Raw genomic sequence first — 21,967 nt, 5'->3', positions numbered from 1 at the left:
ATCGGCGCCACCGCCCCACCGCGCCTTCACGGCCTGGCCTGCGGGCCGCTGTGCTGCGTCACTCCGCTTTCACTCGGCTTTCGCGCCCGAGATGCGCACCTGCTCCGCCGCGGCCGGCATCTGCGCGACGACGAACTTCCAGAATTCGTCCACGCCCATGGGTTGGACGGGCAGCGAGCCCTGGTCGAGGAACTGCTTTTGCACCTCGGGGTTGCGCAGGGCCGTGGCCAGCGCGGCGTTGAGCTTGTCCAGCGCCGGGCGCGGCGTGCCGGCAGGCGCGACAAGGCCGTACCACGAGTCGGTATAGAAACCCTTGACGCCCGCTTCCTCGAAGGTCGGCACCTCGGGCAACGCGGGCAGGCGCTGGCGCGCGGCCACGGCCAGCGGGCGCAGCTTGCCGGAGTGGATGAACGACATCGCGCCCGTGGTCAGCACGAAGTCCACGCGGCCGGCCATCAGGTCGGTCATGGCCGGGGCCGTGCCCTTGAACGGGATGTGCGTGATGTCCACGCCGGCGATGCGCTTGAAGCTGGCGCCGGCCAGGTGCTGGCTGGAGCCCACGCCCCCCGAGCCGTAGTTCAGCTTGCCGGGTTCGGCCTTGGCGGCCTTCAGCAGGTCGGCCACCGATCGGAACGGCGAGTTCGTCGGCACCAGCAGCACGCTGGGCGAGGTGGTGATCATGCCGACCGGCGCGAAGTCCTTGATCGGGTCGTGGTTGAGCTTGGCGTACAGCGCGGAGTTCAGGCCGTGCGAGGTGGCGGTCGCCAGCATGATGGTGCTGCCGTCCGGCTTGGCGCGGGCCGCCGCATCGGTGCCGATGTTGCCGCCGGCGCCGCCCTTGTTGTCGACCACGATGGTCTGGCCCAGCGCCTCGGACATGCGCAGCGCCGTGAGCCGCGCCACGTTGTCGGACGGCCCGCCGGCGGGCCAGCCGACGACCATGGTGATGGGGCCGGGCGGCAAGGCGCCCTGGGCGGTGGCGGTCAGGTGCAGGGCAGTGGCGGCCAGCGCGACTGTGAGTCCGAGTGCGGTGAAGCCGCGGCGGGAGAGGGTGTGCATAGGATTCAGTGCGAAGGGGGAGATCAAGGTTTGTCCTGCCAGGGCATCTCGCCCCAGAGCTTGCGGAAGCCCGCTTCGGTGCTTTGCAGCTCCGCCGCGTAGGCGGCGGGCGCCAGGTAGCGCAGCGGCGCGTACATGGCTTCGGCCTGTTGTTTGAAGTCCGGGCTCGCGGCAATGGCGGCCACCGCGTCGACCAGCTTCTTGCGCACTGCCTCGGGCAGGCCCTTGGGCGCGGCCAGGCCACGCAGCGAGGCCAGCTCGATGTCGATGCCCTGTTCCCTGAAGGTCGGCACCTGCGGCGCCAGCGACGAGCGCGCGGCCGACATCTGGCCCAGCAGGCGGATCGGCGTGCCGCCCTTCTGGTAGGCCAGCACCTCGCCGACGTTGAGCGCGCCCACCACGATCTGCTGGCCGGTGGCGGCGGCGCGCACCTCGCCCGCGCCCTTGTAGGGCACGTGGGTCAGCTTGGTCCCGGTGGCCTTCTCGAACAGCAGCATGGCCAGGTGGTCGTCCGAGCCGGTGCCGGTGGTGCCCACGGTCACGGCCCCGGGGTTGGCCTTGGCGAACGCCGCCAGGCCGGCCAGCGTGGTGATGGCGTTGCTGTTGTGCAGGGCGAAGCCGCCCGGGTCGTCCACCAGGTTGCCCAGCAGGTCGTACTGGCTCCAGTGGAAGGCGCTCTTGCGTTCGATCGGGATGGTCAGCACGTTGGGCGTGTTGATGAAGCCGATGGTGTAGCCGTCGGGCTTGGCGCGCGCCAGTTCGCCGAAGCCGATGCCGCCGCCCGCGCCGGGACGGTTGAGCACCACCACGCTGCCGCCGAGCTGCTTCTCCAGGTGGCGGGCCACGAGGCGCGCCACGAGGTCGGTGCCGCCGCCGGGCCCGTAGGCCACGATGAGTTCGATGGGCTTGGCGGGGTAGGGTGCGTCGGTCTGCGCGGCGGCGTTCAGGCAGGGCAGGGCGCAGGCGGCTGCGGCGATGCCGGCGCACAGCGCGCGGCGGGTCCGGTGGTGGTTCATGGTTTGTCTCCGTTGTGTTGCCCGGGATGGGCTGTGCGAATCAGTGGCCATCAGCGGCGGATTGCGGCGGCGATGCGCTCGCTGGCGCGTGGCCAGACATCGGGGTTGACCAGGCGCTCGGGCCGCTGCCCGTCGGCCAGCAGCTTGACGATCTGGGTGGCGGCCAGCGTGGCGTTGTTGCGCCGGGCCTCGTGCGTCACGCCGGCCGTGTGGAAGGTGGCCACCACGTTTGGCAGCTGCAGCAGCGGGTGGTCGGCCGGCGGGGGCTCCTGGTCCCACACGTCGAGCCCGGCGCCGCCCAGGTGGCCGCTGGCCAGCGCGGCATGCAACGCGGCTTCGTCGTGGATGCCGCCGCGCGCGGTGCTCACGAAGATGCTGCCGGGCCGCATCGCCGCAAAGGCAGCGGCGTTCATGAGGCCCAACGTGCCGGCGTCGCGCGGGCAGTGCAGCGAGACGATGTCGGCGCGGCGCAGCATTTCGTCCAGCGACACGGCCTCGGCACCACGCGCCGCCATTTGCGCGGCGTCGAGCGCCGGGTCGACACCGAGCACCTGCATGCCGAAAGCGCGGCCCAGCGCGGCGGCGCGGCGGCCGGCTTCGCCCACGCCCATCAGCCCCAGCGTGCGGCCGCGCAGCTCATGGCCCATCAGGTCTTCACGGCTGAAGCCACGGGCCTGGCCGCGCAGCAGCGCGTTGGATTCGGGGATGCGGCGCAGCACCGCCAGCATCAGGCCCAGCGCCATCTCGGCCACCGAGTCGGCGTTGCCACCGGCCTGGTTCATGACCGCGACGCCGGCGCGCGTGCAGGCGTCGATGTCGATGGTGTCGCAGCCCGAGCCGCTGGACGAGACCGCCAGCAGCTGCGGGCAGCGCGCCAGCAGTTCGGCCGTGACGAACCAGCGGCGCGGCAGCTCGTCCTTGGCGGCAGTGATCTGCAGCACCTGGGCCTGGGCCAGCGCGCTCCAGGCCGCGTCGTCCGCCCCTTCCATGGCGCAGGTCTGGAGCAGCACGCCGGGGGCCTCGCCGACGATGCGGTCGAAGGCCGGGTCGAGCCAGTAGTTGAAGCGGACGACCTGGAAAAGTGAACCTGCGCCCTGCGGGCTGCGGTGCCGAGCACCTTCGGGCGGCCGGGCAGTGCTCACAGCACACCCTTCTCGCGCAGCGTGCGCAGCACCCAGCTGCGGTCCGCGCGGCCTTCGGCAATCGCCTGCAGCGCGTCGGCCTCCACGCGCTGGATCGCCTCCACGCGCGCGGCGATGTCTTCGGCCTCCTCGGGCGGCACGGCCAGCAGGCCATCGCCGTCGCCGATCACGATGTCGCCGGGGCGCACGACCATGCCGTCGATGCTGACGGGCACGTGCAGCTCGCCCGGGCCGTCCTTGTACGGGCCGCGGTGAGAGACGCCACGCGCATAGACCGGCAGGCTGTGCTGGGCGATGGTGTCGCTGTCGCGGATGAGCCCGTCGATGACGATGCCGGCCGCGCCACGCGCGATCAGCAGCGCCAGCATGATCTCGCCAATGATGGCGTTCGGGCCCACGCCGCCGGCGTCCACCACCAGCACGTCGCCAGGGGCGCAGGTGTCGATGGCGTGGTGCACGACGAGGTTGTCGCCGGGCCGGGTGCGCACCGTCAGCGCGCGGCCGGCGAAGGCGCCGTTGCGCTGGTGGAAGGGCCGGAGCGCCGAGGTGCCGGTGGTGCGGCTCATCGCATCGCTCACGTTGGCGACCTGGAAGCCGCGAAAGCGCGCCAGCAGCGCGTCGCTCACGGCCGGCGCAGGCCGCGGATGGATGTGAAAGCCCTGGATCTTGCTCATGGGTGTGTCTCCGGTGGGGGGAAGTAGTCGGCCGCGCTGGCCACGGGCCGGATGCAGGCCGGCGTGATCTGGTCGAGCCGGGTCAGCCCCAGCATGGCCATGTCGCGCGAGATCTCCTCGCGCAGCAAACCGATGGCGTGGGCCACGCCGGCCAGGCCCGCGACCGAGGCGGCGTAGTTGAAGGGCCGGCCCACGAACACGCAGCGCGCGCCGAGCGCCAGTGCCTTGATGGCGTCGGTGCCGCGGCGCACGCCGCTGTCCAGCATCACCGGCAGGCCGGGCACGGCGCGCACGATGGCGGGCAGCACGCGCAGCGGCGCCACCGCGCCGTCGAGCTGGCGCCCGCCGTGGTTGGAGACGATCAGGCCGTCGGCGCCGTGCTCGCGCGCGATGGCGGCGTCCTCCGGCGTCAGGATGCCCTTGACCACCAGCTGGCCCGGCCAGCGCTGGCGGATGGCGGCCAGGTGCGTCCAGTTCAGGTGCGCACGGTCGGAAAAATCGCGCAGCACGCTGGGCGACAGGATGGGCGCGCCGCGCGTGGCGTAGTTGTTCTCGAAGTGCGGCATGCCGTGCCGCGCCAGCGTCTTGAGGAAAGTGCTGAACAGCCAGCGCGGGTGGCTGATGCCCTGCCAGGCCAGCGACAGGCTGGGCTTGAGCGGTGTGGAGAAGCCGGCGCGCACGTTGTTCTCGCGGTTGGCCGCCACGGGCGTGTCCACCGTGATCACCAGGGTCTGCACGCCCGCCGCCTGCACACGGTCGAGCAGGCCGTCGATCTGCGCCATCTCGCCGGGCAGGTAGGCCTGGAACCAGGTCTGCGGCGCGGCGGCCATCACTTCTTCCAGCCGGATCAGCGAGGAGCCGCTCATGATGGCCGGCACATTGGCCTGCTGCGCGGCCTGGGCCAGCACGATGTCGCCGCGGTAGGCCGACAGCGCGGAGATGCCCATGGGCGCCAGGCCGACGGGCGCGGCATAGCGCCGGCCGAACAGCTCGAAGCCCAGGTCGCGCTGCGCCACGCCCGCGAGCACGCGGGGCCGGAAGGCCAGGTCGGCAAAGGCCTGGCGGTTCTCGGCCAGCGCACGGTTGTCTTCCACGGCGCCGCTGATGTAGGCGTGGATCGGCCGCGGCAGGTGGCGCCGGGCCAACGGCTCGAAGTCGTCCAGGGACAGCACGTGGCGGCAGGCCCGGGGCAGTGCAGGGGTGGGAACAGGCATGGGGCGGCCATGGTGCCCAGGGCCTAGTTCAAAGAAAAGCGAAAAAAATCGGCTCTGTTATTTCGCTTTTTGGAAAATGAGCGCATGACGCTCAAGCAACTCGAGGCCTTCTACTGGGCCGCCACCTGCCTCAACTTTTCGGTGGCGTCCGAGCGCGTGCACCTGTCGGTGTCATCCCTGTCCAAGCGCATCGCCGAGCTGGAGGCCTCGCTGGGCACGCAGCTGTTCGACCGCAGCGGCCGCGCGGCCGAACTCACGCCCCAGGGCGAGCAGCTGTTGCCGCGTGTGCGCGCGCTGCTGCACGACGCCGCGCAGCTGCAGCAATCGGCCGGCCGCAGCGTGGGCCTGCAGGGCCGTTGCCGCATCGGCTTCGGTGAACTCAGCGGCCTGACCTGGCTGCCCAGGCTCGTGCAGAAGGTGGCCGAACTGCATCCCGCGCTGCAGCTGGAGCCGCATGCCGACATCGGCCAGGTGCTGGAGCAGCGCATCGTCGATGGCGAGCTGGATTGCGTGGTGATCGCCGGCCCCTCGTCGCGCAGCAGCCTGGCCTTCGAGCAGGTGGCGCAGGTGCGCTTCGTCTGGGCCGCCAGCGAGGCCTTCCTCGCACGCGCCGGCACCGAGCAGCCGCAGCGCCTGGTGCGCGAGCAGCTGTTGATCGCGTTGCCCGTGGGCTCGGGCGCCACGCGCACACTGGACGAGTGGCTTGGCCGCCAGGCCTTGAGCGTCGAGCGCCGGCTCAGCTGCAACAGCTGGGGTGCCGTGGTCGGCATGGTGGCCGAGGGCCTGGGCTTCACCTACATGCCCCAGGGCTGGGCCGAGGCGCTGCAGGCGCGCGGGGTGCTGCGCATCCTGTCGGGCGGCGGCGCGCTGGTGCCTCTCACCTACACCGTGCAGTGGCGGCGCGACGACGCGCGGCCGCTCATCACCGAGATGCGCGAGATCATCCGCAGCGTGATCGACTTCCCGGCGCCGCGCTGCCTTGTCTGACTTTGGTCTGAATTTGTCTGAACTTGGGGCTTGTGAAGCCAAAGCCCTGGCCCTAGCATGCGCCGCATTCCACAAGAACAGCGGAGACAAGCGGCGTGACGCCCTGGCAAGCCACCACTGGAAATGAAATGCGCGTGCTCGACGCGGCCTTCTGGTCGCCGGGCAGTTCGCGCCATGCGCTGGCCGGGCCGCTGGGCTTTTCCGCCAGCAAGGCCAAGGCGCTCGTCGCCGGCCTGATCGACCAGGGCCTGCTCGAAGAGGCGGGCACGCAGCCATCCCAGGGCGGCCGCCCGGCCGAGACGCTGCGGCTGCACCATGGCCTGGGCCTGCTGCTGGGCGTGGACATCGGCGTGACCAGCCTGACCGTGGCCGTGCTGCGCCCGGACCTCACGCTGCTGGCCCAGCACAGCGAAGACATCGACGTGCGGCGCCAGGGGCCTGGCGTGGTGCTGGCGCGCGCGGCCGCGCTGATGCGCGAACTGCTGGCGCGCTGCAAGGGCCGGGCCGAACAGGTGCTCGGCATCGGCGTGGGCGTGCCGGGCCCGGTCAACTTCGAGGCCGGCCAGCTTGTGAGCCCGCCGCTGATGCCCGACTGGGACCGCTTCTCCATCCGCGACTTCCTGCGCGACGACTACCGCGCGCCCGTGTTCGTGGACAACGACGTGAACCTCATGGCGCTGGGCGAGCTCTGGCGGCTGCAGCGTGCGCTGCCCAATTTCATCGTGGTCAAGATCGGCACCGGCATCGGCTGCGGCATCGTCTGCCATGGCAGCGTGTACCGCGGTGCCACCGGATCGGCCGGCGACGTGGGCCACATCAGCGTGGACCACGAAGGCCCACGCTGCCACTGCGGCAACCGCGGCTGCGTGGAAGCCATGGCCGCCGGGCCGGCCATCGTGCGCATGGCGACCGAGGCCGCCGAGGCCGGCGAGAGCCCGGTGCTGGCGGCGGCGCTGGCCGAGCGCGGCAGCCTGGCCGCCGAAGACGTGGGCAGCGCCAGCCGCGCCGGCGACGCCGCGGCCAACCGCATCCTGCAGCACGCCGGCCACCTGGTCGGGCAGATGCTGGCCGCGGTGGTGAACTTCTTCAATCCCTCGCATGTGCTGCTGGGCGGCGGCATCACGCAGGTCGGGCCGCTGTTCCTGGCCGCCGTGCGGCAAAGCGTCTACCAGCGCTCGCTGGCGCTGTCGACGCGGCAGCTGGAGGTGCAGTACGCGCCGCTGGGCGCGCAGGGTGGGGTGGTCGGGGCGGGGGCGCTCGCGATGAGCGAGACCTTGCGTGTACGGGGAGTGGCGCCATGAGCACACGCGGCGAGGGGCCCCGCGAAGCGGGGATCGACGCCAGTGCGTTTGGCGCCGGCCACCGACCAGCGCGACCTGTGGATAGACGCAACAGTACGGAGGTGGCGCCATGAGCACACGCGGCGAGGGGCCCCGCGAAGCGGGGATCGACGTCAGTGCGTTTGGCGCCGGCCACCGACCAGCGCCATCTGTGGGTAGACGCAACAGTACGGAGGTGGCGCCATGAGCACACGCGGCGAGGGGCCCCGCGAAGCGGGGATCGACGTCAGTGCGTTTGGCGCCGGCCACCGACCAGCGCGACCTGTGAATAGACGCAACAGTACGGAGGTGGCGCCATGAGCACACGCGGCGAGGGGCCCCGCGAAGCGTGGATCGACGTCAGTGCGTTTGGCGCCGGCCACCGACCAGCGCGACCTGTGGATAGACGCAACAGTGCGAAGGTGGCTCCATGAGCAACAGCGTCGGCGTCGAGTTCGAGGCGATCCGCAAGTCCTTTGGCCCGGTGGAGGTGCTGCACGGCATTTCCTTCAGCCTGCAACCTGGCCGCGTGGTCGGCCTGCTGGGCGAGAACGGAGCCGGCAAGTCCACGCTCATGAAGATCCTGTCCGGCTACGAGGCGCCCACCTCGGGCACGCTGCGCGTGAACGGCCAGGCGTGTGCGTTCAAGGGCCCGCGCGACGCCGAAGATCTGGGCATCGTGCTGATCCACCAGGAGTTCAACCTCGCGGACGACCTGACGGTGGCGCAGAACATCTTCCTGGGCCATGAAAAAAAACGCGGCCTGTTCCTCGACGACGCCGCCATGAACAGCGCCACCAGCGCCGCGCTGGCCCAGGTCGGCCTGTCGGTGCCGCCGGAGCGGCGCGTGCGCGACCTCATCGTGGCCGAGAAACAACTCGTGGAGATCGCCAAGGCCGTGGCGCGGCGCGCGCGCCTGCTGATCATGGACGAGCCCACCGCCACGCTGACGGCGTCCGAGACCGAACGCCTGTTCGCGCTCATCGCGCAGCTGCGCGCCGACGGCGTGACCGTGGTCTACATCTCGCACAAGCTCGACGAGGTGGAGCGCGTGACCGACGAGGTGGTGGTCATGCGCGACGGCCAGTTCGTGGCGCAGCAGGCCACCGCTGGCCTGGGCCGCCATGTCATGGCCCGGCTGATGGTGGGCCGCGAGATCGCCGACCTGTACCCACCGCGCGACCCGCGTCCGACCGAGGGCGCAGCCGCGCTGCGCGTGGAAGGCTTCGGCGTGCCGGGCTGGGCGCAGGATTGGTCTTTCGCCGTGCGGCCCGGCGAGATCCTGGGCTTCGCCGGCCTGGTCGGCGCCGGCCGCACCGAGATGTTCGAGGGCCTGCTGGGCCTGCGCCCGGCGCGTGGCCGGGTCTGGCTGCATGGCCAGGCGCTGCCGGGCGAGGGCGGCTTCAAGAACCCGCGTGCCGCTGCCGACGCCGGCCTCACCTACCTCAGCGAAGACCGCAAGGGCCGCGGACTGCACGTGCACATGGGCCTGCGCGAGAACCTCACGCTGATGGCGCTGCAGCGCTACGCCAAGCCCTGGCTCGACCCCGCGGCAGAGCGCCGTGCGCTGGAGCAGGCGCAGCGCGAGTTCGGCATCCGCACCGGCTCGCTCGACGTGCCGGCCTCGGCGCTGTCGGGCGGCAACCAGCAGAAGCTGGCGCTGGCCCGCGTGCTGCACCCCGCGCCGCGCGTGGTGGTGCTGGACGAACCCACGCGCGGTGTCGACGTGGGCGCCAAGCGTGAGATCTACGAACTGGTGCAGCGCCTGGCCCGCAGCGGCCTGGCGGTGCTGGTGGTCTCCTCCGAACTCATGGAGCTGATCGGCCTGGCGCACCGCGTGGCCGTGGTGCGCGCCGGCCGGCTGGTGGCCACGCTGGACGCCGACGGCCTGACCGAAGAAACCTTGATCGCGCACGCCACCGGCGTCGCGCCCCCGCAGGAAGCACCGCATGTCCACGCCTGAACCGACGACCCCCGACACCCGCGCCGCCCAGCGCAGCCGCTGGCTGCAGGGCTGGGGCCCGGTACTGGGCCTGGTGCTGCTGTGCATCGCCGGCGCGCTGCTCAACAGCGATTTCGCCACCGTGGACAACGGCCTGAACGTGCTCACGCGCACAGCCTTCATCGGCATCATCGCGGTGGGCATGTGCTTCGTGATCATCTCGGGCGGCATCGATCTGTCGGTCGGCTCGATGGCCGCGCTGATCGCCGGCTGCGTGATCATGTTCATCAACGCCATGGGGCCGATGACGGGATCGCCGCTGCTGGCCGTGGTGCTGGGCGCGGTGCTGTCCATCGTGCTCGGCGCGGCGTTCGGGCTGGCGCACGGGCTGCTGATCACCAAGGGCCGCATCGAGCCCTTCATCGTGACGCTGGGCACATTGGGTATCTTCCGCGCCTACCTGACCTGGGCGGCCGATGGCGGCGCCATCACGCTGGACAACGACCTGTCCGACCTGTACGCGCCGGTCTACTACGGCAGCGTGCTGGGCGTGCCGGTGCCGGTGGTCGTGTTCCTGCTGGTGGCTCTGGCCGGCGGCGTGGTCCTGAACCGCACCGCCTACGGCCGCTACGTGCAAGCCATCGGTTCCAACGAGCAGGTGGCCCGCTACGCCGCCGTGGCGGTGGACCGCGTGAAGATCCAGACCTACATGCTGCTGGGCATCTGCGTGGGCATCGCCACCTTGCTCTACGTGCCGCGCCTGGGCTCGGCCTCGCCGACCACCGGACTCCTGTGGGAGCTCGAAGCGATTGCCGCCGTGATCGTGGGCGGCACGGCGCTCAAGGGCGGCGCGGGCAGCATCACCGGCACCGTGGTCGGCGCCGTGCTGCTCTCGGTCATCAGCAACATCCTGAACCTGACCAGCATCATCAGCGTGTACCTCAACGCGGCGGTGCAGGGTTTCGTGATCATCGTCGTGGCCTTCCTTCAAAGAGGCCGGCGTTGAGGCTTTCCGTTCCAACCACCACAAGGAGACTCCGCATGATTTCCAGACGCCTGACCCTCACGGCCATCGCCGCCGCCAGCTTCGCCTTGCCGGCCCTGGCCGCCGATCCGGTGCACGTGGGCGTGTCCATCCCGGCTGCCACCCACAGCTTCATGGGCGGCATCAACTACTGGGCCAACCAGGCCAAGAAGGACCTGGAGAAGCAGCACAAGGGCCTGAAGATCACCATCCGCACGGCCGCCAACGCGCCGGAGCAGGCCAACCAGCTGCAGGATCTGTCGTCGGTCTCCAAGATCAATGCGCTGGTCGTGTTCCCGTTCGAATCGGCTGCGCTGACCAAGCCCGTGGCCCAGGTCAAGGCCAAGGGCGCCTACGTGACGGTGGTCGACCGCGGCCTGACCGACACCAGCGCGCAGGACGCCTACGTGGCCGGCGACAACACCGCCTTCGGCAAGATCCCCGCCGAGTACATCGCCAAGAAGCTGGGCGGCAAGGGCAATGTGGTCGCGCTGCGCGGCATCGCCACCACGCTGGACAACGAGCGCATGGACGCCTTCAACGCGGTGCTGAAGAACCACCCCGACATCAAGATGTTGGACGCCAAGTACGCCAACTGGAACCGCGACGACGCCTTCAAGGTCACGCAGGACTACCTCACGCGCTTCAAGCAGATCGACGCGATCTGGGCGGCCGACGACGACATGGCGGTCGGCGTGCTCAAGGCCATCGACCAGGCCAAGCGCGACGACATCAAGATCGTGTTCGGCGGCGCCGGTGCCAAGGGCATGGTCAAGACCATCATGGACGGCAAGGACAAGCGCATCGACGCCGACGTGAGCTACTCGCCCAAGTTCATCTACGACGCGATCAAGCTCACGGCCGAGGCGCGCCTGAAGGGCGAGAAGCTGCCGGCAACAACCATCATTCCCTCGGTGCTGATCACGAAGGACAACGCCAAGGACTTCTACCACCCGGACTCTCCTTTCTAAGCACCGAACGATGAAGACGATCAAGGGACCTGCCATCTTCCTCGCCCAGTTCCTGGGCGACGCGCCGCCGTTCGACACGCTGGACCACCTCGGCGCCTGGGCCAGCAGCCTGGGCTACGAGGGCGTGCAGCTGCCGACGGCGCCGCACATCGTCGACCTGGAAAAGGCGGCTGCCAGCCAGACCTACTGCGACGAGGTGAAGGGCACCTTGGCCGCGCACGGGCTGGCGATCACCGAGCTGTCCACGCACCTGCAGGGCCAGCTGGTCGCGGTGCACCCGGCCTACGACAGCCTGTTCGACGGCTTCGCGCCCGAGGCCGTGCGCGGCAAGCCGGCCGCGCGCACCGCGTGGGCCATCGCCCAGATGCAGCTGGCCGCGCAGGCCAGCGAACGCCTGGGCCTCACGGCCACCGCCACCTTCTCAGGTGCGCTGGCCTGGCCTTACCTCTACCCCTGGCCGCAGCGGCCGGCCGGGCTCGTGGAAGAGGCCTTCGCCGAACTCGCGCGGCGCTGGCGGCCCATCCTGGACAAGCTGGACGCCCACGGCGTGGACGCGGCGTTCGAACTGCACCCGGGCGAGGACCTGCACGACGGCGTGACGTTCGAGCGCTTCCTGGAGTCGGTCGGCAACCATGCACGCGCCAACATCCTGTACGACCCCAGCCACTTCGTGCTGCAGCAGCTCGACTACCTGGCCTTCATCGACATCTACCACCCGCGCATCAAGGCCTTCCATGTGAAGGACGCCGAGTTCCGGCCCAACGGCCGGCAGGGCGTCTATGGCGGCTACAGCGGCTGGGTCGACCGGGCCGGGCGCTTCCGCTCGCTGGGCGACGGGCAGGTCGACTTCGGCGCGATCTTCTCCAAGATGGCCCAGTACGATTTCGCCGGCTGGGCCGTGCTGGAGTGGGAGTGCGCGCTGAAACACCCCGAGGACGGCGCGCGCGAGGGCGCGGAGTTCATCCGCCGCCACATCATCCGCGTGGCCGACCGCGCCTTCGACGACTTCGCCGGCAGCGGCGTGGACCGCGCCGCCGTGCGCGGACTGATGGGACTGGATCGATGACACGACGTTTGCGATTGGCCATGCTCGGCGGCGGCGAGGGTGCCTTCATCGGCGCCGTGCACCGCATCGCCGCGCGGCTGGACGACTGCTACGAACTGGTGGCCGCCGCGCTGTCGTCCGACCCCGCCCGCGCCGCCTCCAGCGCCGCCGCCATCCACCTGCCGCCCGAGCGCAGCTACGCCGACTGGCGCGAACTGGTCCGCGCCGAGGCCGCACGGCCCGACGGCGCCGAGGTTGTGGCCATCGTCACCCCCAATCACCTGCACGCGCCCATGGCCACGGCCGCGCTGCAGGCCGGTCTGCATGTCATTTGCGACAAGCCACTCGCCGTGTCGCTGGCCGAGGGCGAAGAACTCGCACGGCTGGCGCGCCAGCACGACCGCGTGTTCGTGCTGACGCACCCCTACGCCGCCTACCCCATGGTGCGCCACGCGCGGCACCTGGTGGCCAGCGGCGCGCTCGGGCACATCCGCCTGGTGCAGGCCGAATACCAGCAGGACTGGCTGAGCCGTCCGCTGGAGCAGGAAGGCAACAAGCAGGCGGCCTGGCGCGCCGATCCGGCCCAGGCCGGCCCGGCCGGCTGCCTGGGCGACATCGGCACCCACGCCTACCAGCTGGCCTGCTTCGTGACCGGCATGGTGCCCAGCCAGCTGGCCGCCGAACTGACCAGCTTCGTGCCCGGCCGCGTGCTGGACGACCATGTCCAGATGATGCTGCGCTATGCCAACGGCGCGCGCGGCCTGCTCTGGGCCAGCCAGGTCGCGGCCGGCTGCGAGAACGCGCTGCGCCTGCGCGTGTTCGGCACCGAGGGCTCGCTCGCTTTCGACCAGGAACAGCCCAACGAACTGTGGTTCACGCCCCTGGGCGGCGCCGCCCAGCGGCTGACGCGCGGCCGTGTGGACAGCGCCGCCGCGCAGCAGGCCACGCGCGTGCCGGCGGGGCACCCGGAGGGCTACCTGGAAGCCTTCGCCCAGGTCTACCGCGATGCTGCCACGCTGATCCTGGCGCGCAACGCATGCCGGCCCGCGGACGCGCAGGCGCTGCAGGTGACCACCGTGGAAGACGGCATCGCCGGCCACCGCTTCATCGACGCGGTGCTGGCCAGCCATGCTGGCGATGGCGCCTGGGTGGCGCTGGCGCCGCATCCGTAGTTGCCCCCGGCTGCGGGCGCCGCTGCCCGCACGGAAGTTCGCCACAATGGCCGGCCGCCCTGCGTCCTGCCATGTCCCAGCCCACGACCATCAGCCCCAGCGAAGAGCGCCTGCGTTTTCTGGACGCACTGGCCGAACTGACCAAGGCCGCCGACACACCGGCGGCCATGATGCTGCTGACGGCCCGCATGCTGGGCCAGCACCTGGGCGCCAACCGCTGCGCCTATGCGCATGTGGATGCCGACCAGGACCACTTCGAGGTCATCGGCGACCACATCGACGGCGTGGACAGCATCGTCGGCCGCTATGCCTTCTCTGACTTCGGTGCGGTCGTGCTGGAACGCATGCGCGCAGACCTCCCCTATGTCAACGACGACGTGGACAGCGACCCGCGCACCGCCGGCACGGACCTGTCGGCCTACCGGGCCACGCAGATCCAGTCGGTGATCTGCCTGCCGCTGCACCGCGGCGGCCGCTTCGTTGCCGCCATGGCCGTGCACCAGAGCCGGCCGCGCCGCTGGCGCTCCGAGGAGGTGGCGCTGGTGCAGACCGTGGTGGCGCGCTGCTGGGAGTCGCTGGAGCGGCTGCGCGCCGAGCTGGCGCTGCGCGACGCGCACCAGCGCCTGAGCCTGGCGCTGGCTGCGGCCGACCTGGGCGACTGGAGCTGGGACGCCGCCACCGACCGCATGACGCTGAGCCCCGTCGCGGCCCAGCTGTACGGCCTGCCGGCCGATGCCGAGGTCACGCGCACCGGCATGCGCCGGCTGCTGCATCCGGCCGACCGCGAGCCGGCCCGCCTCGCGGCCCATGCCGCGTTCGAGCGGCACGGCCTGTACGACATCGAATACCGGGTCGGCCGTGGCGAGGCGGTGCGCTGGGTCGCCGTGCAGGGCAAGCCCACCTACGGCGCCGACGGCCGGCTGGCCGGCATGATCGGCGTGGTGCGCGACATCACCGCGCGCCGCCTGGGCGAGGAACGCGCCCGCACCGAGGCCCAGACGCTGGAATTGCTGAACCAGACCGGCGCTGCGCTCTCCAGCGAGCTGGAGATTGGTGCGCTGCTGCAGCGCGTGACCGATGCCGCCACGCAGCTCACGGGCGCGCGCTTCGGCGCCTTCTTCTACAACGGCACCGACGACCAGGGCGAGGCCTACCTGCTCTATGCACTGTCGGGCGCGCCGCGCGAGGCCTTCGAGAAGCTGGGCCATCCCCGGCCGACCGCCTTGTTCGGTCCCACCTTCCGCGGCGGCCCGCCGATCCGCTCCGACGACATCCTGACCGACCCACGCTACGGCCAATGGCAGCCCCACCACGGCATGCCGGCCGGCCATCTGCCGGTGCGCAGCTACCTGGCCGTGGCCGTGACCTCGCGCACCGGCCAGGTGTTCGGCGGCCTGTTCTTCGGCCATCCGGACCCGGGCCGCTTCGATGCACGCGCGGAGCGGCTGGCCGTGGGCGTCGCCGGTCAGGCCGGCATCGCCATCGACAACGCGCGGCTGTACGCCGACGTGCAGCGTGCCAGCGCGCTGAAGGACGAGTTCCTGGCCACGCTCTCGCACGAGCTGCGCACGCCGCTGTCGGCCATTCTGGGCTGGGTGCACATCCTGCGTCGGCGCCATCCCGATGCAGCCGGCGACCTGGCCAAGGGCATCGCCGTGATCGAGCGCAATGCGCGCGCGCAGAGCCAGCTCGTGGACGACCTGCTGGACATGAGCCGCATCGTCTCGGGCAAGTTGCAGCTGGATTTGCAGCCGGTGGCGCCGCTCGGTTGCATCGAAGCCGCCATCGAGACCGTGCGGCCGGCGGCCGAGGCCGCCGGGGTGCGCATCGAGACCCGGCTCGATCCGGGGCTCGGCATGGTCTCGGCCGACGCGGTGCGGCTGCAGCAGGTGGTCTGGAACCTCGTGGCCAATGCCGTCAAGTTCACGCCGCGCGGCGGCGTGGTCACGGTGCAACTGGCGGCCGAGGGTGAGGCGCTGCGCATCGTGGTGCAGGACACCGGCATCGGCATCGCGCCCGGTTTCCTTCCGCACATCTTCGACCGCTTCCGCCAGGCCGACGGCTCCATCACGCGGCGCTTCGGCGGCCTGGGCCTGGGCCTGGCCATCGTGCGCCAGCTCGTCGAGTTGCATGGCGGCAGCGTGCAGGCCAGCAGCGCCGGCGAGGGGCAGGGCAGCTGCTTTGCCGTGCGGCTGCCGCTGCAGGCGGCCGGCCTGGTGTCCGCGCTGCCGGCCTTCGCGCCGCTGCCGCCGGCCAGCACCGAACTGGCCGGCCTGTGCGTGCTGGTGGTCGACGACGAAGCCGATGCGCGCGAACTGCTGCAGCGCATGCTGGCGGATGCCGGCGCCCAGGTGCTGGTGGTCGACAGTGCCGAGGCCGTGCTGCAGGCCATCGCGCGCGAACGGCCGCAGGTGCTGGTCTCCGACATCGGCATGCCGCTGGTGGACGGCTACGAACTGCTGCGCCGCGTGCGGGCGCTGGGCCCGGCGCAGGGCGGCGACCTGCCAGCCATTGCGCTGACAGCCTTCGCGCGCGCCGAGGACCGCGTGCGTGCGCTGAAGGCGGGCTTTCGCGCCCACGTGGCCAAGCCGGTGGAGCCGGCCGAACTCGTGGCCACCATCGCCAGCGCGGCGGGGCGCTGACAGGCAGGCCGCCGGCCTTCAGGCGCCCAGCGCGGCCTCGATCTGCGCGAAGGTCTGGGCAGTCTCGAAGGTGTCCACCGGCACGCCGAGCTGGCGGCCCAGCTGCGTCGCGGAGAACATGCCGCGCACTGTCATCGGCTGGCCGGCGGGCTCCTCGCCCACCAGCAGGTGCTGGCGGCCCAGGCGCTTGAAGGTGGCCAGCAGATCGCCCACGTTGGCGTGGCGCACGTCCGCCAGGCGCAGCATCGGCAGGCCGGACAGCGGATGCATGAGGTCGGACACGCTGAGGTCGAACACATTGCCCTTGCCCTGGTGGCGCAGCTGCAGCGGCCGTTCGCCCAGCGTGTCCTGCGTGCTGACGATGCCCAGCAGTTGCTCGCTGTCGGCGACGAACAGCAGCCGAACGCGGTGCGCGAGCATGGCCTCGTTGGCGGCGAAGAGGCTGGCATCGGGCGCGATGCAGACCGGGTTCGTGGCGGTGAAGTCCGTCATCACTTCCAGCGCCGGCGACTGTGCCGTCACTGGCTGGCCCGGCGCAGGCCGGGCCAGCAGCGCACGCGCTGCCAGGGGTTGCGTGCCGAGGGGCTTGAAGCTCGTGCCGGTCATCGTGCGTTCCTTTGGAATGCGGGAGCGTGCCAGCGCCCTCTGCTGTGGCGGGCCCGCTCCGTTGGCCCGCTTCGCGATGTGGTGGATGTGGCGCTGCCAGACCAGTATGCGACGCTGTCCCGGGAGCGTCAAACCACAGCAACTTGGGGTTCCTTCCGACATGGATTCGGCCGCGATGGACGTAGCCTGCGTCCGCGCATTCCGCGCCGAAGACGACATGAGGAGACATTCGATGCAATTCACGCGACCGATGGTCCTGAGCCTTTTCGCGGCCGCCGCCCTGGCCGCCTGTGGTGGTGGCGACGACGACGACAACACGCCCGAGGAAACCCGGCTGCAGGACAGCCGCAACAGCTTCGTGCCGGCCGAGCCCTCGGCCACGACATTCGCCGCCTTGCAGGCGGCCCCTGGCGATGCGGTGGACAACGCCACGACGAGCCGCTGGGCGGGTGTGCTGAACGGCGCGGCCTACCGCGTCGAGGTGCCGGCCAACTGGAACGGCAGGCTGGTGATGTACGCGCACGGCTACGCCGGCGAGGGCAACGCGCTGAACGTGTCCAACCCGTCGATCCGCCGCTATCTGGTGCAGAACGGCTACGCCTGGGCAGCGTCGAGCTACAGCAAGAATTTCTACGACGTGCGCGCCGGCGTGGAAGACACCAATGCCCTGGCCTTGGCGTTCAACAACATCGCCACGGCGAACGGCCGCACCTTGCCGGTGCCGACGCGCATGTACATCACCGGCCATTCGATGGGGGGCCACATCACGGCCGCCGCCATCGAGGAAGAAGCGCTGGAAGAGGCCAACCACAAGGTGCGCTACCACGGCGCCGTGCCCATGTGCGGCGTGGTGGGCGACACCGAGCTGTTCGACTACTTCGCCGGTGCGCAGGTGGCTGCCCAGGCGTTGGCGGGTGTGCCCAACAATCCCTTCACGGGCTGGGCCGCCGTTCGGGATCAGGTCACCAACACGCTGTTCACCAGCTTCCCGGGCACCCCCACGGCGACCGGTGCCAAGTTCATGTCGGTGGTGGAGAACCTGACTGGCGGCGACCGTCCGCTGTTCGAGTTGGGCGTGGCCTTCGGCGGTTCGTTCAGCCCGGTCTGGGGCGTGTTCGGCGGCGACGGCACGGTGAACGGCATCCTCAACAAGAGCTCGCTGGACACCACCCGCTTCACCTATACCATCGCGGGCGATCCGACCGGCTCGGCGGCGCTGAATGCCGCGGCCCAGAAGCTCACCGCGACACCGGACGCCAACCGCGAGCGCCGCGATGGCCTGCGCTGGATTCCCAAGGCCAACGGCGAGATCGGCATTCCCGTGGTGTCGCTGCACACGCTGGGCGATCTGTACGTTCCGTTCAGCATGGAGCAGATCTACAAGCGGCGTGTGGTGGCTGAAGGCAACGACCGCTGGCTGGTGCAGCGCGCCATCCGCGGCATCTCGCACTGCGACTTCACGGTGGCCGAGCAGGTCGAGGCGTTCGCCGCGATGGTGCAGTGGGAGCAGGGCGGCGCCAAGCCGGCCGGCGACGATGTGTTGACGGCCGCCACGGTGGCCGCGCCGACGTACGGTTGCACCTTCACGCGCGACACGCTGGGCCCGGACGACAGCAACACCACGCAGCAGCTGCGCGGCGTGATCGCCCAGAGCGGCGCGACCTGCCCGCAGCCGTAAGCGCGCTGGTCAGTCGAGGCCGGCCCTGCTGCGGCCGGCCTTGACCTCCGAGCGGCGGCTCTTGCCTTCCAGCCGCCGCTGCTTGGAGCCGAAGGTGGGCTTCGTCGCCTTGCGCACGCGCGGTGGCCGCGCCACGCTCTGCACCAGTTCGTGCAGGCGCGAGAAGGCGTCGAGCCGGTTCATCTCCTGCGTGCGGTGCTGCTGGGCCTTGAGCACCAGCACGCCGGCCTGCGTGATGCGGCTGTCGCGCAGGGCCAGCAGCCGTTCCTTCACATCGTCGGGCAGCGACGAGGCCGGGATGTCGAAGCGCAGGTGGATCGCGCTGGACACCTTGTTGACGTTCTGGCCGCCCGCGCCCTGCGCACGGATGGCTGTCACCTCCACCTCGGACTCGTCGATGACAAGCGTCGGCGCCGCCCGGCCGCCGGACGGCGCCGAAGCGCCCTCTCGAGGCGCAGCGGCACGCGAAACGACGAGCGTGGAGGCCGGTTCGGTCATTCCAGCAGCTGGCGCAGCACGTAGGGCAGGATGCCGCCGTGCCGGTAGTAGTCGACCTCGATCGGCGTGTCGATGCGCAGCGTCAGGTCCACCTCCTGGCGGCTGCCGTCGGCGCGCGTGATGACGAGCTTGGCATCGCTGCGCGGCGCCAGATCGGCCGCTGGCGTGATGTCGATCTGCTCGTCGCCCCTGAGGCCCAGCGACTCCCAGCTGTCGCCATGCTTGAACTGCAACGGCAACACGCCCATGCCGACCAGGTTGCTGCGGTGGATGCGCTCGAAGCTCTTCGCCACCACGGCCTTGATGCCCAGCAGCTGCGTGCCCTTGGCGGCCCAGTCGCGGCTGGAGCCGGTGCCGTACTCCTCGCCCGCGAAGATCACCGTGGGCGTGCCCTCGGCGATGTAACGCATGGCGGCGTCGTAGATCGGCATCTTCTGGCCATCGGGCTGCAGCAGCGTCACGCCGCCTTCCTCGCGCGAGCCATCGGCGCCGGCCGGGATCATGAGGTTCTTGATGCGCACGTTGGCGAAGGTGCCGCGCATCATCACGTCGTGGTTGCCGCGGCGCGCGCCGTAGCTGTTGAAGTCGGCTTTCTGCACGCCGTTCTCCAGCAGCCATTGCCCGGCCGGCGCACTGGCCTTGATCGAGCCGGCGGGGGAGATGTGGTCGGTGGTAATGGAGTCGCCGAACAAGGCCATCACGCGCGCGCCGCGCACGGCCACGGCCTCGCCCGCCGCCGGCAGTTCGAGCGTGAAATCGGCAAAGAACGGCGGCTCTGCGATGTAGGTGCTGGCCGGCCAGGTGTAAGTGGCGCCGGCCACGCCCTTGATCTTCTCCCAGAGCTTGCCGGGCTCGGTCTTGACCTTGGCGTAGTTCTCGCGGAAGGCCTTGCCGTTCATGGCGTACTTGAGCAGGGCGTGCACCTCGTCGCTGGTGGGCCAGATGTCGCCCAGGTAGACGTCCTTGCCGCCCTTGCCCTTGCCGACCGGCTCGGTCATGAGGTCGCGCATCACCGTGCCGGCGATGGCGTAGGCCACCACCAGCGGCGGGCTGGCCAGGAAGTTGGCCTTGAGGTTGGGATGGATGCGCGCCTCGAAGTTGCGGTTGCCCGACAGCACGGCCGCGCAGACCAGGTCGTTCTTGGTGATGACCTCGTTGAGTTCGGGCGTGAGGTCACCGGCGTTGCCGATGCAGGTGGTGCAGCCGTAGCCGGCCAGCGCGAAGCCGAGCTTGGCCAGGTAGGGCAGGAGGCCGGTTTCCGTCAGGTACTCGGTCACGATGCGCGAGCCCGGCGCCAGCGAGGTCTTGATGTGCGGCTGCACCTTGAGGCCGGCTTCCACGGCCTTCTTGGCCAGCAGGCCCGCGGCCAGCAGCACGCTGGGGTTGGAGGTGTTGGTGCAGCTGGTGATGGCGGCGATCAACACGTCGCCGTTGCCGATGGTGATCTCGGGCGCGCGCGGTGCAGGGGCGGATGCCTCGGCCTTGGCTGCCGCCAGCGTGGGCTTGTTGCCCTCCATCTCCATCACCGGGCGGTCGGCACCGCTGGGGGTGGGCGGGTTCTGGGGCACCTTGTCGAGCTTGGGTTCGTCGTCGGCGCGCACCTGGTGGCGCGTGCCCAGCACGGCCGCCGGCTGGTTGAAGCCGTTCTCGGCGGAGGGCTTGGAGAACAGGCTCTTGAACTGGTTGGCCACCTGGCCCAGTTCGATGCGGTCCTGCGGGCGCTTGGGGCCGGCCAGGCTGGGCGTCACGTCGCCCAGGTCGAGTTTGACGACCTGCGAGTAGTCGATCTCGCCGGCCAGCGGCACGCCGAACAGGCCCTGGGCGCGGAAGTAGGCTTCGAACGCCTCGATCTCCGCCTTGGTGCGGCCCGTGCCCTTGAAGTAGTCGATGGTCTTCTCGTCCACCGGGAAGAAGCCCATGGTGGCGCCGTACTCGGGCGCCATGTTGCCGATGGTGGCGCGGTCGGGCAGGGCCAGCGTGCGCGTTCCCTCACCGAAGAACTCGACGAACTTGCCCACCACCTTGTGGCGGCGCAGGATCTCGGTGACGGTCAGCACCAGGTCGGTGGCGGTGACGCCCTCGCGCAGACGGCCGGTCAGCTCGAAGCCGACCACGTCCGGCGTCAGGAAGTAGACCGGCTGGCCCAGCATGGCGGCCTCGGCCTCGATGCCGCCCACGCCCCAGGCCACCACGCCGATGCCGTTGATCATGGTGGTGTGGCTGTCGGTGCCGACCAGGCTGTCGGGGTAGTAGACGTCTTCCCTGGTCTTGTGCACGCCGCGCGCCAGGTACTCCAGGTTGACCTGGTGCACGATGCCGAAACCGGGTGGCACCACGCCGAAGGTCTTGAAGGCCTGCATGCCCCACTTCATGAACTCGTAGCGCTCGCGGTTGCGCTGGAACTCGAGCTTCATGTTGAGGTCGAGCGCGTTCTTCTGGCCGTAGTAGTCGACCATGATGGAGTGGTCGACCACCAGGTCGACCGGCACCAGCGGTTCGATGCGGCCGACGGGCTTGCCCAGCTTGGCGGCGACGCTGCGCATGGCGGCCAGGTCGGCCAGCAGCGGCACGCCGGTGAAATCCTGCAGCACGACGCGCGAGACCACGAACGGGATCTCGTCGGTGCGCTCGGCATTGGCTGCCCAGTTGGCCAACTGGTGGACATGCTCCTCGGCCACGCGCTTGCCGTCGCAGTTGCGCAACACGGATTCAAGCACGATGCGCAGCGACACCGGCAGCCGCTGGATCTGCGGGAATTCCTTGGCCAGTGCCGGCAGCGAATAGAACTGCCCGGTCTTGCCGGAAGCGGTGGTGAACTTCTTGCGGGTGCGCGCGAAAGCGTGGGCCATGCCGGAATGCTCCGTTTTGTGTGGGTGGTGGGGCGGCGCCGCAGCTGCGGCGGGTGCCGGGGCATCCTACTCCGGGCTTGTAACACCCGCTCCAGTGTGAACTATTTGGCATACCAGGCACGGGGCTGT

The 21,967-nt window shown here is 70.5% G+C and carries 17 protein-coding genes; 9 read left to right on the top strand and 8 right to left on the bottom strand.

The window, feature by feature from the left end; genetic code table 11:
* Positions 1-69: 69 nt before the first annotated feature.
* The 5 genes from DES41_RS04540 to DES41_RS04520 all read right to left on the bottom strand — a co-directional run bounded on the left by DES41_RS04540 (position 70) and on the right by DES41_RS04520 (position 5,105).
* Positions 70-1,059: a Bug family tripartite tricarboxylate transporter substrate binding protein gene (locus DES41_RS04540; protein WP_114466263.1), complete on the bottom strand. Its 990-nt coding sequence runs from the start codon at positions 1,057-1,059 to the stop codon at positions 70-72.
* Between the two features lie 23 nt (positions 1,060-1,082).
* Positions 1,083-2,075 carry a tripartite tricarboxylate transporter substrate binding protein gene (locus DES41_RS04535; protein ID WP_114466262.1) on the bottom strand — a complete coding sequence of 331 codons (993 nt, stop codon included), beginning with the start codon at positions 2,073-2,075 and terminating at the stop codon, positions 1,083-1,085.
* 50 nt (positions 2,076-2,125) lie between these two features.
* On the bottom strand, positions 2,126-3,106 hold the full coding sequence (locus DES41_RS04530; RefSeq protein WP_245965598.1) for a hydroxyacid dehydrogenase: 981 nt from the start codon (positions 3,104-3,106) through the stop codon (positions 2,126-2,128).
* Between the two features lie 107 nt (positions 3,107-3,213).
* Positions 3,214-3,891, bottom strand: a complete 678-nt coding sequence (locus tag DES41_RS04525) for an RraA family protein (RefSeq protein WP_114466258.1) — start codon at positions 3,889-3,891, stop codon at positions 3,214-3,216.
* Positions 3,888-5,105 (bottom strand): alpha-hydroxy acid oxidase, encoded by a 1,218-nt coding sequence (locus tag DES41_RS04520; protein WP_114466256.1) that lies wholly within the window; start codon positions 5,103-5,105, stop codon positions 3,888-3,890. The genes DES41_RS04525 and DES41_RS04520 overlap by 4 nt, the downstream gene beginning before the upstream one ends.
* A gap of 84 nt (positions 5,106-5,189) precedes the next feature.
* Between DES41_RS04520 and DES41_RS04515 the strand changes: the two genes are divergently transcribed.
* The 8 genes from DES41_RS04515 (at position 5,190) to DES41_RS04480 (ending at position 16,207) form a co-directional block, all read left to right on the top strand.
* Positions 5,190-6,092, top strand: coding sequence for a LysR family transcriptional regulator (locus DES41_RS04515; protein ID WP_114466254.1), 903 nt, complete (start codon positions 5,190-5,192; stop codon positions 6,090-6,092).
* A gap of 128 nt (positions 6,093-6,220) precedes the next feature.
* A complete protein-coding gene (locus tag DES41_RS04510) occupies positions 6,221-7,393 on the top strand; it encodes an ROK family protein (RefSeq protein WP_114466252.1) in 1,173 nt (390 codons plus the stop codon).
* A 448-nt stretch (positions 7,394-7,841) separates the two neighbouring features.
* Positions 7,842-9,374: a sugar ABC transporter ATP-binding protein gene (locus DES41_RS04505; RefSeq protein WP_114466250.1), complete on the top strand. Its 1,533-nt coding sequence runs from the start codon at positions 7,842-7,844 to the stop codon at positions 9,372-9,374.
* Positions 9,361-10,359, top strand: coding sequence for an ABC transporter permease (locus tag DES41_RS04500; protein ID WP_114466248.1), 999 nt, complete (start codon positions 9,361-9,363; stop codon positions 10,357-10,359). Before DES41_RS04505 ends, DES41_RS04500 begins: the two co-directional genes overlap by 14 nt.
* Positions 10,360-10,394: 35 nt before the next feature.
* A complete protein-coding gene (locus DES41_RS04495; protein ID WP_114466246.1) occupies positions 10,395-11,348 on the top strand; it encodes a substrate-binding domain-containing protein in 954 nt (317 codons plus the stop codon).
* 10 nt (positions 11,349-11,358) lie between these two features.
* Positions 11,359-12,414, top strand: a complete 1,056-nt coding sequence (locus tag DES41_RS04490; RefSeq protein ID WP_114466244.1) for a sugar phosphate isomerase/epimerase family protein — start codon at positions 11,359-11,361, stop codon at positions 12,412-12,414.
* Positions 12,411-13,565 carry a Gfo/Idh/MocA family protein gene (locus DES41_RS04485; RefSeq protein WP_245965562.1) on the top strand — a complete coding sequence of 385 codons (1,155 nt, stop codon included), beginning with the start codon at positions 12,411-12,413 and terminating at the stop codon, positions 13,563-13,565. Before DES41_RS04490 ends, DES41_RS04485 begins: the two co-directional genes overlap by 4 nt.
* 71 nt (positions 13,566-13,636) lie before the next feature.
* Positions 13,637-16,207, top strand: a complete 2,571-nt coding sequence (locus DES41_RS04480) for a hybrid sensor histidine kinase/response regulator (protein ID WP_114466241.1) — start codon at positions 13,637-13,639, stop codon at positions 16,205-16,207.
* A gap of 18 nt (positions 16,208-16,225) precedes the next feature.
* Here DES41_RS04480 and DES41_RS04475 read toward each other — a convergent pair whose 3' ends face one another.
* Positions 16,226-16,813 carry a CBS domain-containing protein gene (locus tag DES41_RS04475; protein WP_114466239.1) on the bottom strand — a complete coding sequence of 196 codons (588 nt, stop codon included), beginning with the start codon at positions 16,811-16,813 and terminating at the stop codon, positions 16,226-16,228.
* A gap of 232 nt (positions 16,814-17,045) precedes the next feature.
* Between DES41_RS04475 and DES41_RS04470 the strand changes: the two genes are divergently transcribed.
* Positions 17,046-18,491: an alpha/beta hydrolase family protein gene (locus tag DES41_RS04470; RefSeq protein ID WP_114466237.1), complete on the top strand. Its 1,446-nt coding sequence runs from the start codon at positions 17,046-17,048 to the stop codon at positions 18,489-18,491.
* Between the two features lie 9 nt (positions 18,492-18,500).
* Here DES41_RS04470 and arfB read toward each other — a convergent pair whose 3' ends face one another.
* Complete coding sequence (gene arfB, locus DES41_RS04465) at positions 18,501-18,989, bottom strand: alternative ribosome rescue aminoacyl-tRNA hydrolase ArfB (RefSeq protein ID WP_114466235.1); 489 nt, start codon at positions 18,987-18,989, stop codon at positions 18,501-18,503.
* Positions 18,986-21,838, bottom strand: coding sequence for an aconitate hydratase (locus tag DES41_RS04460; RefSeq protein WP_114466233.1), 2,853 nt, complete (start codon positions 21,836-21,838; stop codon positions 18,986-18,988). The genes arfB and DES41_RS04460 overlap by 4 nt, the downstream gene beginning before the upstream one ends.
* Positions 21,839-21,967 lie beyond the last annotated feature (129 nt).

Source organism: Pseudorhodoferax soli, from assembly GCF_003337555.1.
In the GTDB taxonomy this organism is placed as follows: Bacteria; Pseudomonadota; Gammaproteobacteria; order Burkholderiales; family Burkholderiaceae_C; genus Pseudorhodoferax; species Pseudorhodoferax soli.
Note: the sequence above shows the minus strand (reverse complement) of the source record. Positions and strands in the feature narration are given on the sequence as shown.